This window comes from Microbacterium sp. H6 (assembly GCF_003314775.1).
In the GTDB taxonomy this organism is placed as follows: domain Bacteria; phylum Actinomycetota; class Actinomycetes; order Actinomycetales; family Microbacteriaceae; genus Microbacterium; species Microbacterium oxydans.
In genome coordinates this window covers 1-10,167 of sequence record NZ_QOAY01000250.1, presented here as the reverse complement: position 1 = coordinate 10,167, position 10,167 = coordinate 1, and the positions used below count along the sequence as shown (strand labels likewise).

The following is a 10,167-nucleotide window of genomic DNA, read 5'->3' as shown; positions in this document are numbered from 1 at the left end:
CGCCGCAGACGCTCACCGTGACCCGAGGTGCTCAGGGCGGGCTGAGCGCGGTGTTCGCAGACGGGACGAACGGCCTCGAGACCTACCGCTTCCGGTTCCTTCCGGTCGACGAACCGGCCGTGGACGGCACTGCCGTGATCGACTTCAACCGCGCCTATCTGCCGCCGTGCGCATTCTCCGACCAGTTCGTGTGCCCGCTGCCGCCCGCCGGGAATCGATACTCGACCCCGATCCGCGCGGGTGAGCGCGTCGTCGTGCTCGGAGGCTGACCCGCCGTGACAGGGGCCGCGCGCCTTAAGCTGGAACCGTGCACGGTGAATACAAGGTCCCAGGTGGAAAGCTCGTCGTCGTCGACCTCGAGATCGAGGACGACCGGATCTCCCGCTTCCGGCTCGCCGGCGACTTCTTCCTCGAGCCCGACTCGGCGCTGGACGACATCAACGCCGCCGTCGACGGACTGCCCGTGGAATCGGACGCGACGGCGATCGCCGCAGCCGTCCGCGCCGCGCTGCCCGACGGGGCCCAGCTGCTCGGGTTCACACCGGAGGCCGTCGGAACCGCGGTGCGTCGCGCACTCGTGACCGCCCCTGGGTGGCGCGACTTCGACTGGGAGATCGTGCACGAGAAGGCTGCGTCGCCACGCATGAACCTCGCGCTCGACGAGGTGCTCACCTCCCGCGTCGGCGAGGGGCGTCGCCGTCCCACCCTGCGCATCTGGGAGTGGGACCAGTCGGCCGTGGTGATCGGATCGTTCCAGTCGTACCGCAACGAGGTCGACCCCGAGGGAGCTGCGAAGCACGGATTCGACGTCGTCCGTCGTATCTCGGGCGGTGGGGCGATGCTCATGGCCGCGGGGCAGATCATCACCTACTCGCTGTATGTGCCGGCTTCACTCGTGGCGGGGATGACCTTCGCCGACTCCTACGCCTTCCTCGACGACTGGGTGCTGCAGGCGCTGCGTTCGCTCGGCATCGATGCCGTCTACCAGCCGCTCAACGACATCGCGAGCCCGACCGGCAAGATCGGCGGCGCCGCCCAGAAGCGGTTGGCGAACGGCGGAGTGCTCCACCATGCGACCCTGTCGTACGACATCGACGGTCAGGTGATGACCGAGGTGCTGCGCATCGGACGGGAGAAGCTCAGCGACAAGGGGACCGCCTCTGCCGCCAAGCGCGTCGACCCGCTGCGCAGCCAGACCGGCCTCGAGCGCGCGGAGATCATCGAACGGTTCAAGGACACCTTCCGCTCGCTGACCGACGCCGAGACCGGGTCGATCTCGGCCGACGAGTACGCTGCCGCCGAGGCGCTCGTCGAATCGAAGTTCGCCACCGAGGCCTGGCTGCATCGGGTGCCGTGACGGCGCCGGCCCCTCACCTCCCCCCTGCGGCGGACACCCCTGACGTCGTGGCAGACACCGTGTCCGTGTCAGAGCCGGTCGTACCGCAGCCGCTCGTACCGGGTGCGGTGACGATCGTCGAGGGCGACAACCTCGCCGTCGCCGCGACCCTGCCTTCCGGTTCGTTCACGCTCGTGTACCTGGACCCGCCGTTCAACACCGGCCGCACGCAGGAGCGTCAGGTGGTGACCGCACGGCGGACGTGGGCAACTCCTCAAGAATCGGTGCCGGCCACGGAACCGGTCCCGGGGATCCACGACCTCGGGGGAGTGACCGGCACGGATCTGCGGAGTTCTTCACCGGAGCCGGGAGAGACCGCGCCGGCCGCTGACACCGAGGTGCGGCACGGCTTCCACGGCCACGCCTACGAGCGGGTGCGCGGGATGCTGCGCGCCTATGACGACCGCTTCGACGACTACGGCTCGTTCCTGATGCCACGGCTCGAAGAGGCCTGGCGGTTGCTCGCCGACGACGGCACGCTGTACCTGCACCTCGACTACAGGGAGGCGCACTACGCGAAGGTCATGCTCGACGCGGTGTTCGGGCGGGACTGCTTCCTCAACGAGCTGATCTGGGCGTATGACTACGGCGCCAAGTCGCGCAGCCGCTGGCCCACCAAGCACGACACGATCCTGGTGTACGTGAAGAACCCTCGAGGGTACGTGTTCAACTCGGACGAGGTCGACCGCGAGCCGTACATGGCGCCGGGGCTCGTCACCGCCGAGAAGGCGGCGCGCGGCAAACTGCCGACCGACGTGTGGTGGCACACGATCGTGCCCACCACCGGTCGGGAGAAGACCGGCTATCCCACGCAGAAGCCCGAGGGGATCCTGCGGCGCATCGTCACGGCGTCGAGTCGTCCTGGCGACCGTGTGCTCGACCTCTTCGCGGGCAGTGGGACGACGGGAGCGGTGGCCTCGGCCCTCGGACGCGACGCCGTGCTGGTCGACGACAACCCCGAGGCCGTCAGGATAATGAAGACGCGGATGCCGCACGCCGAGGTGACGTCGTTTCGTTGAACCACACTCGGCCGGAGTAGCCGCGACCGTTCCGTCAGGAGGGGCGGAGCAGCACGAGGAACCGCTCGATCTCTGCCGCCATGTCGAGCGAGGGATCGAGCATCCACGCAGCCTGCAGCCCATCGGCCAAGGCATGCAGGGTGCGGACGACCCATGCCGGGTCGAGGTCGGCGCGGATCCGCCCCTGTTCCTGGTCGATGATGAGCTGAGCGCGGGTGAAGGTCTCGATACGCTCGGTGCGCTCGCGGAAGTAGGCGTGGGCGGGGTGGGCAGGATCCCCGGCTTCGGCGGCCAACTGCGCGTAGAGCTGCACGAGACCGGGGACGGATGCGTTGTGACGGATGACCGCGAGGAACGCGGCCGAGGCGTCTTCGCCGGCGTACTGCTGCTCGTCGCGGTCGTCTCTGGCGCGGAGGATCGCGACGAACAGCTCCTCCTTGCTGCCGAAGTAGTGCAGCAGGCCCGCCGGGCTGAGTCCGGCGGCGTCCGCGATCTCCCGGACCGACGCCTTGCGGTAGCCGTGCTCGGCCACGACGGCGAGTGCGGCCTCGAGGATCTCCTCGCGCTTGGCGACGCCCTTCGCGTATGCCCCCCGTGTAGCCATCGCTCCAGGGTAACCGTCACGCTCGGATCACAAAAACCAAACAACGTTCGTGAAACGCTTGCGCGGACAGTCGACGATCTGTCAGCATGTCCGACGAATACCAAACACCGTATGGTATTGACCTGATCACGCTCACCGACCCGATCACGCTCAACGAGGAGCCGACATGTCCGTGTCCCCGCTCGACCCCGCCGCTGAAATCGCCCCGACCGGCACCATCCGCGCCGTTCCGCCCGCCGCGGGGGAACCGGCGGCGAGTCCGCCCGCGAATCGGCGGCTGCTGCCCAGCTTGCTGATCGCCTCGCTGACCCTGTTCGCCACCTACGGCGGACTCATCGCGATCCTGCTGCCCAGCCAGGTGCTGATGATCGACGAGGCGAACAAGGTCGGCAACCTCGCCGTCGTGACCACGATCTCCTTCGTCTTCACGCTGTTCGCGCAGCCGATCGTCGGGGCGTTGAGCGATCGCACGCGCTCGCGGTTCGGACGCCGGGTGCCGTGGATGGTGCTCGGCGCGATCATCGGCGGCATCTTCCTGTTCGGAATGGGCTCGTTGACCGACATCCTCTGGATCACGGTGTTCTGGGTCATCATCCAGGTGGCGCTGAACTTCTTCCAGGCTCCGCTGACGGCCATCACCGCCGACAGGTTCCCGCGGGCTAAGCGCGGCGGCGCGAGCGCGATGATCGGTATCGGCACGCAGGTCGGCATGACGGTGGGCATCATGCTCGCCGGGGCGTTCGCCGCGCAGATCGGCATCGGCTACGCGGCGTTCGGCGGTGCCGTGATCGTGGCGGCGCTGCTGTTCGCCGTGGTGAACCGCGACTGGTCGTCGAAGCACGCCGCGGTGGCCCCGTTCCGATGGGGCGCCTTCTTCCGGGGCTTCTGGATCGACCCGCGCCGCCACCCCGACTTCGCCTGGGCGTTCGGGGCGCGGTTCCTGCTGATCCTCGGCTACTTCGTCGTCAGCTCGTACCAGCTCTACATGCTCACCGACTACATCGGGCTGCCCCTGGCGGAGGCCCAGGGCGCCGTCGTCACGCTCACCCTCGTGGCCTTCATCCCGACCCTGGTCGCCATCGGTCTCTCCGGGTGGTGGAGCGACAGGGTCGGTCGCCGCAAGGTCTTCATCTACGCTGCGTCCGTCGTGATGGTGGCAGGGCTGGCGATGCCGCTCCTGCAGCCGAACATGACCGGCATGATCCTGATGAGCATCATCAACGGGGTCGGCTTCGGGCTCTACATGTCGGTGGATGCAGCGCTGATGACCGAGGTGCTGCCGAACGAGGGCGTCTCCGCGGGGAAGGACCTCGGCATCCTGAACGTGGCGACCAACGTGCCGCAGGCCCTGAGCCCCGCGATCGGCGGTGTCATCCTCACGGCGCTCGGAGGCTACGCGATGCTGTTCGTCTTCGCGATCGTGTTCGTGATCCTCGCCGCCGTGGCGACCGCGCCGATCAAGGGAGTGCGCTGATGACCGGGAACGACCGGGAGAATACTGTCATGACCGATACCGATTCCGAGACGACCGCCGACTTCGTCGAGGTGGCCACGGCCGCGGGACGAGTGCGTGGCCGCTGGCGTCCGACAACGGGAGGGCGGGGCAATCCCCGATCGGCGGCTTTCCTCGGAATCCCGTTCGCCGAAGCACCCATCGGTGCGCTGCGCTTCCAGGCGCCCGTGCCGAAGGCACCGTGGGAGGGCGTGCGCGATGCGCTCGAGTTCGCGGCGACCGCGCAGCGCGGAGACCCCGGCGTCACGCTCATCCCCGAGCCGAGCATCGAGGGTGACGCCACGCTCAACGTGAACGTGTTCACCCCGAACCCGAGCCGCGCGGGGCAGGGGGACGGGCTCCCGGTGCTCGTGTGGATCCACGGCGGCGGCTACTTCGCGGGCTCGCCTGCCAGCCCCTGGTACGACGGCCGCAACTTCAACCGCGACGGTGTCGTCACGGTCTCGCTCTCCTACCGGCTGGGCTTCGACGGCTTCGGCTGGATCGAGGATGCACCCTCGAACCGTGGTGTGCGCGACTGGCTGCTCGCCCTCGAATGGGTGCAGCAGAACATCGCGGAGTTCGGCGGGGATCCGTCACGCGTCACGATCGCCGGACAGTCCGCGGGCGGCGGTGCGGTGCTCACCCTGCTCGGCATGGAGCAGGCGCAACACCTGTTCCACGGCGTCTACGCGATCTCGGGCGCGCTCGCCGATGTGAGTGCCACCCGGTCGGAGGCCTTCGGGCGTGCGCTCGCCGCGGCGGCGGGGGTCGAGCCGACCGTGGCTGGGTTCTCGTCGCTGCGCGAAGAACGCATCCTCGAACTGCAGAAGAAGGCCACGGAGCTCGGTCCCTCGTCCCTGGGCAGCGTGATCGACGAGGGGCTCCCACTCGGGCCGACGGTCGACGGTGATCTGCTGCCGCGCTCCACGCGCGAGGCTCTGCGGGCCGGCGTCGGCGCAGACAAGCCGCTCGTCCTCGGGGCGACGGACGACGAGTTCACGATGGTCCTCTCCGGGGCCGAGAAGAAGCTGCGCTGGGTGCCGAGGTCGCTCCTGCTGAACAAGCTGGGACTGCCGAAAGCCGTACGGAGGGAATACCTCGCCGCGAACGCCGACATCGCCGGCCTCGGCAAAGCGCGCCTGGGCGGGCGTCTGCTGACCGACCGGATGTTCCGGACGGCGCTGCTGAACGTGCTCGCCGACCGCGGCTCGGCACCCACCTGGCTGTACCGGTTCTCCTGGCCGTCAGGGCACTTCGGCTTCGCCGAGCACTGCCTCGACGTGCCGTTCTTCTTCGACTGCCTCGACGGCCCCGCCATGGAGCCACTCGCCGGACCGAACCCTCCACAGGAGCTGGCCGACGAGGTGCACGGAGCGGCCGTCGCGTTCATCGCCGGAGGTGACCCCGGGTGGCCGCGCCATCGGGGTGCCGCGGGCATCGCCCGGGTCTACGACGTGCCGACGCGCGACGTCGCCGATGCCTACGCGTCCGTGCGTCCGCTGCTGCGCGCGACCTGATTCGAGAGCGCCCGCGGTGCGGACTCAGGCGACGTAGATCTTGCGGAGGGTCTCGGTGACGGTCCAGGTCGTGCGCATTCCCTCGGCGAGCCGCACGACGGAGCCGGGTCCGACCTCCAGATCGGGCAGCCCGGACGAGGCGAACGCGATCGTGGCGTGACCGGACAGCACCACGAACACCTCATCGGCCTCGGTGTCGGTCGCGGTGCCAGGGGTCATCTCCCAGACGCCGATCTCGATGCCGCCCAGAGTCGCCAGCTCGCGGATCGCGGTCGTCGGCGTGCCGGAGAGCACGTCGTCGGAGGGCAGCGGCTCATGAGCGAGGGGCAGGGCCCCGACATCCACCGCACTCCCCGCGGCGAGACCGTTCACGAGTCGAAGCCCATGCCGACGGCGTCGAGCGCCTTGAGGAACAGGTTGCGCCTGCCCTGGTTGTGGTCGGCCTGGTTCATGGCGGCGCGCACGAGATTGACGCCGATCGACGCCGCGGGCTCCGGCGGGAACGGGATGGGCTTCTCACGTACCATCCGAAGCTCCGTGCGCTCCGTCTGCTCCCCGGACAGCTTGTCGAGCATGACGTCGGCGGCGAAACGCGCCGCGCCGACCCCCAGGCCCGTGAAGCCGGTCGCGTACGCCACGCGTCCCTTGCGGGCAGTGCCGAAGAACGCGCAGAAGCGGCTCGACGAGTCGATGGCTCCCGCCCAGCGGTGCGTGAATCGGAGACCCTCCAACTGCGGGAAGGTCGTGAAGAAGTGGGAGGCGAGCTTGCGGTGGCTCTCGATGCGGTCCTCGTACTCCGCACGCACCTTGCCGCCGAAGTGGTAAATGGCGTCGTAGCCGCCGAACAGGATGCGGTTGTCCCCGGTGAGCCGGTAGTAGTGGAACTGGTTGGCGCTGTCGGCCAGACCCTGACGATTCGACCATCCGATGGATGCCAGCTGCGCGGTCGAGAGCGGCTCGGTCATCAGCACGTAGTCGTACACCGGAACGGTCATCAGCCGGTTGCGCTTGAGGAGCGAGGGGAAGACGTTGGTGCCGAGGGCGACGGCGTCCGCGACCACACGGCCGTCCGGAGTGACCAGGGTGATCGGACCGGACCCGTCGCCCTCGATCGCGCGGACGATGCTGTGCTCGTGGATCTCGACGCCGAGGTCGGCGGCCACACGTGCCAGCTCGACGCCGAGCTTGGCGGGGTGCACCATGGCGCAGCCGTCGCGATCCCAGTCTCCGGCGAGGAAGGTCTCCGAGTGCACCTCGGCCTGCACGGCTTCGCGGTCGAGGAAGCCGGGCTCTTCGCGATACCAGTCCACCTGATGCGGCTCGACGGCGACCGCCAGCTGACCCGTGCGCTCGAACTCCGCATCCATGCCGTACCGCTCGACCGTCTCACCGATCCCATCGAGGTTCGCGTGGCCCAGCTCCTCGAGCCGGTCGATCTCCTCCGGCCATCGGTTGACGCCGTTCTCATGGCCGTGGGTGAGGCTCGACTCGCAGAATCCGCCGTTGCGCCCGGAGGCGGCCCAGGCGATGCGCGAGGCTTCGAGCAGGACGACACGACGTTCGGGGTCGCGTTCCTTGGCGCGCACCGCGGTCCACAGTCCGGCGTACCCTCCGCCGACGATGGCGAGGTCGGCGCGGACAGTGCCGTTCAACGGCGGGTGCGTCGGCCGCTCGACGTCGTCGAGCCAGAACACCCGCAGGGCGGTGTCCCGGAGCGAGGCGTCGATGACGCTCGCTGAAGGTCGTTGGCGTTCGAAGACGGTGGTGCCCATCGTTCTCTCCGTTCCTCGGAGGCTCGCGTCAGCGCGTGCCCCAGTTGTAGAGGTCCTTGTACAGGCCGGCGTAGAGCAGGCTCTCGGTGTGCGTGATGCCGGGGATCGTGCGGATGCGGGTGGCGATGAGTTCGATGAGGTGCTCGTCGTTCTCGCACACCGCCTCGACGAGGATGTCGAAGGTGCCGAGCGTCACGACCACGTAGGCCAGCTCAGGGATCGTTGTGAGCTCCTGCGCGATCTCGCGCGGGTTACCGGAGACTCGGATGCCGATCATCGACATGCGGTGGAAGCCGAGCTGCATCGGATCGGTGACCGCCACGATCTGGATGATGCCCGCCTCGGTCATCCGCTGCACGCGCTGACGAGCGGCGGCTTCGCTCAGCCCGACCTCCCGCGCGATCTCGGCGTAGGGGCGGCGGCCGTCCTCCTGCAGCAGTTCGACGATGCGCTTCGAGATGTCATCAAGGGCAGGCTGGGACGGCTTCGTGCTCATGTGTCGATATTGTCAGTCGATGTGTGATCCCGCAACTGATTCAGTCGAATCTACGGGAGGTATCTTCAGATTCCGCAGGGATGTCGATACCATGACCCCATGTCGACTCATCTTCTGAAGGATTCAGCGCCGTTGCAGAACTTCATCGGCGGACAGTACGTGCCCGCACACGGCGCCGGTCGGATGCCGCTTCTGGATCCTGTCACGGAAGACGCGTACGGCGAGCTCCCGGTGTCGGACGTCACCGACGTCGATGCCGCCTACGCAGCTGCGGCTGCGGCCTTCCCGATCTGGCGCGACACCACGCCAGGGGAGCGGCAGCTGGCGCTCTTCCGCATCGCCGACGAGATGGAGTCGCGCGCAGACGAGTTCGCCGACCTCGAGTCGCAGGACACCGGCAAGCCGCGCGCGAGCCTGGTCTCGGACGAGATCATGCAGTCGATCGACCAGCTGCGCTTCTTCGCGGGTGCCGCTCGCAGCCTCGAGGGCAGGGCCGCGGGGGAGTACCTCGCCGGACACACCTCGTTCGTGCGTCGCGAGCCGGTCGGTGTGATCGGCCAGGTGACCCCGTGGAACTACCCGCTGAACATGGCGGTGTGGAAGATCGCGCCCGCGCTCGCCGCCGGCAACACGGTCGTGCTGAAGCCCGCCGAGTCGACACCGCTCACGACGCTGCTTCTCGCCGAGATCGTCGCGCTGCACACGCCGGTGGGCACCCTCAACGTGGTGCTCGGCGACCGCGACACCGGTGTCGCCCTGGTGGAGCACCCCACGCCGCAGATGGTCGCGATCACGGGTTCGGTGCGGGCGGGCATGGCCGTCGCACGCTCGGCGGCGAACGACGTCAAGCGGGTGCATCTCGAACTCGGCGGCAAGGCTCCGGCGATCGTGTTCGCCGACGCCTCGATCGAGAAGGCCGTCGAGGGCATCACCACCGGCGCCTTCTTCAACGGCGGACAGGACTGCACCGCCGCCACCAGGGTGCTGGTGCACGCCTCACTCCACGATGAACTGGTCGCCGCGCTGGTCGCGAGGGCGCAGACGCACGCCCGCACCGGGGGGCCGCGCGAGGAGGGTGTGCTCTACGGGCCGCTGAGCAGCGCGGCCCAGCTCGCACAGGTGCAGGGCTTCATCGACCGCCTCCCCGCGCACGCGACGATCGAGACCGGTGGACGCCGCCGGGGAGATCGCGGCTACTTCTGGGAGCCCACCATCATCTCCGGTGTGCATCAGGACGACGAGGTCGTGCAGGGTGAGATCTTCGGACCCGTTCTCACGGTGCAGTCGTTCACCGAGGACGCCGAGGCCCTGGGGATGGCCAACGACGTGCCCTATGCGCTCGCCGCCTCGGTGTGGACCACCGATCATGCTCGAGCGATGCGCTTCTCGCGCGACCTCGACTTCGGGTGCGTATGGATCAACACGCACATCCCGTTCGTGTCGGACATGCCCCACGGCGGATTCAAGCACTCCGGCTACGGCAAGGACCTCTCGCAGTACGGCTTCGACGACTACACGCGCATCAAGCACGTGATGAGTGCGCTCGACTGAAGGGGCCGGCGAGGGGCCCCGGGCGCTCAGGGGGCGAGCTGCTTCACACGACGGTGCTCGCGCAGGGTGAGCTGGGGGCGCTCCTCGATCTTGACCGCGCCGTCCTCGTCCCAGCCGTGGCGTGCGTAGAACGCATCCGCGCGATCGTTCCCATCGAGCACCCACAGGTACGCGCGTGCGTACCCGGCCTCGGCGATCCGCTGCTCCGCCGCCTCGAGCAGGGCGTGGCCCGCACCCGTCGACCAGGCGGCGGGGTCTGCGTAGATGCCGTAGACCTCGCCGTCGGCGAGCCCGTCGGGGTCGCGGCCGGAGCCCAG

11 protein-coding genes are annotated in these 10,167 nt (G+C 68.7%); 6 read left to right on the top strand and 5 right to left on the bottom strand.

The genetic code is table 11. The features are described 5' to 3' along the window. The 3 genes from DSP71_RS15865 to DSP71_RS15855 form a co-directional block, all read left to right on the top strand. The coding region (locus tag DSP71_RS15865; RefSeq protein ID WP_113681568.1) for a DUF1684 domain-containing protein at positions 1-269 on the top strand (269 nt) is incomplete at its 5' end. Between the two features lie 38 nt (positions 270-307). Next, complete coding sequence (locus DSP71_RS15860; RefSeq protein WP_046747571.1) at positions 308-1,357, top strand: biotin/lipoate A/B protein ligase family protein; 1,050 nt, start codon at positions 308-310, stop codon at positions 1,355-1,357. A gap of 47 nt (positions 1,358-1,404) precedes the next feature. After that, positions 1,405-2,415 carry a DNA-methyltransferase gene (locus DSP71_RS15855; RefSeq protein WP_374939216.1) on the top strand — a complete coding sequence of 337 codons (1,011 nt, stop codon included), beginning with the start codon at positions 1,405-1,407 and terminating at the stop codon, positions 2,413-2,415. Between the two features lie 34 nt (positions 2,416-2,449). Here the strand turns inward: DSP71_RS15855 and DSP71_RS15850 are convergent, their stop codons facing one another. Then, positions 2,450-3,019 (bottom strand): TetR/AcrR family transcriptional regulator, encoded by a 570-nt coding sequence (locus DSP71_RS15850; protein ID WP_113681567.1) that lies wholly within the window; start codon positions 3,017-3,019, stop codon positions 2,450-2,452. Positions 3,020-3,185: 166 nt separating this feature from the next. Here DSP71_RS15850 and DSP71_RS15845 point away from each other — a divergent pair, with 166 nt between their 5' ends. Both DSP71_RS15845 and DSP71_RS15840 read left to right on the top strand, forming a co-directional pair. Beyond that, complete coding sequence (locus DSP71_RS15845) at positions 3,186-4,493, top strand: MFS transporter (RefSeq protein ID WP_113681566.1); 1,308 nt, start codon at positions 3,186-3,188, stop codon at positions 4,491-4,493. A gap of 29 nt (positions 4,494-4,522) precedes the next feature. After that, positions 4,523-6,031 (top strand): carboxylesterase/lipase family protein, encoded by a 1,509-nt coding sequence (locus tag DSP71_RS15840; protein ID WP_113681569.1) that lies wholly within the window; start codon positions 4,523-4,525, stop codon positions 6,029-6,031. A gap of 24 nt (positions 6,032-6,055) precedes the next feature. Here DSP71_RS15840 and DSP71_RS15835 read toward each other — a convergent pair whose 3' ends face one another. Genes DSP71_RS15835 through DSP71_RS15825 form a run of 3 tightly spaced genes read right to left on the bottom strand, consistent with a single transcriptional unit; the run spans position 6,056 to position 8,299 of the window. Continuing rightward, positions 6,056-6,403 (bottom strand): cupin domain-containing protein, encoded by a 348-nt coding sequence (locus DSP71_RS15835; RefSeq protein WP_058632923.1) that lies wholly within the window; start codon positions 6,401-6,403, stop codon positions 6,056-6,058. Next, a complete protein-coding gene (locus tag DSP71_RS15830) occupies positions 6,400-7,803 on the bottom strand; it encodes an FAD-binding oxidoreductase (RefSeq protein ID WP_113681565.1) in 1,404 nt (467 codons plus the stop codon). The genes DSP71_RS15835 and DSP71_RS15830 overlap by 4 nt, the downstream gene beginning before the upstream one ends. 28 nt (positions 7,804-7,831) lie before the next feature. Beyond that, positions 7,832-8,299 (bottom strand): Lrp/AsnC family transcriptional regulator, encoded by a 468-nt coding sequence (locus tag DSP71_RS15825; protein WP_046747577.1) that lies wholly within the window; start codon positions 8,297-8,299, stop codon positions 7,832-7,834. Positions 8,300-8,398: 99 nt separating this feature from the next. On the opposite strand from DSP71_RS15825, the gene DSP71_RS15820 reads away from it, so the two are divergent. Continuing rightward, positions 8,399-9,850, top strand: coding sequence for a gamma-aminobutyraldehyde dehydrogenase (locus tag DSP71_RS15820; RefSeq protein ID WP_058632921.1), 1,452 nt, complete (start codon positions 8,399-8,401; stop codon positions 9,848-9,850). 26 nt (positions 9,851-9,876) lie between these two features. Here DSP71_RS15820 and DSP71_RS15815 read toward each other — a convergent pair. Continuing rightward, a partial coding sequence (locus tag DSP71_RS15815; protein ID WP_147251344.1) for an N-acetyltransferase occupies positions 9,877-10,167 on the bottom strand: 291 nt, incomplete at its 5' end.

Bases quoted from the DNA above. Each gene is read 5' to 3' on its own strand.
- DSP71_RS15850 (WP_113681567.1), bottom strand. From the start codon at position 3,019: ATGGCTACACGGGGGGCATACGCGAAGGGCGTCGCCAAGCGCGAGGAG.
- DSP71_RS15845 (WP_113681566.1), top strand. From the start codon at position 3,186: ATGTCCGTGTCCCCGCTCGACCCCGCCGCTGAAATCGCCCCGACCGGC.
- DSP71_RS15840 (WP_113681569.1), top strand. From the start codon at position 4,523: ATGACCGATACCGATTCCGAGACGACCGCCGACTTCGTCGAGGTGGCC.
- DSP71_RS15830 (WP_113681565.1), bottom strand. From the start codon at position 7,803: ATGGGCACCACCGTCTTCGAACGCCAACGACCTTCAGCGAGCGTCATC.
- DSP71_RS15820 (WP_058632921.1), top strand. From the start codon at position 8,399: ATGTCGACTCATCTTCTGAAGGATTCAGCGCCGTTGCAGAACTTCATC.
- DSP71_RS15825 (WP_046747577.1), bottom strand. From the start codon at position 8,299: ATGAGCACGAAGCCGTCCCAGCCTGCCCTTGATGACATCTCGAAGCGC.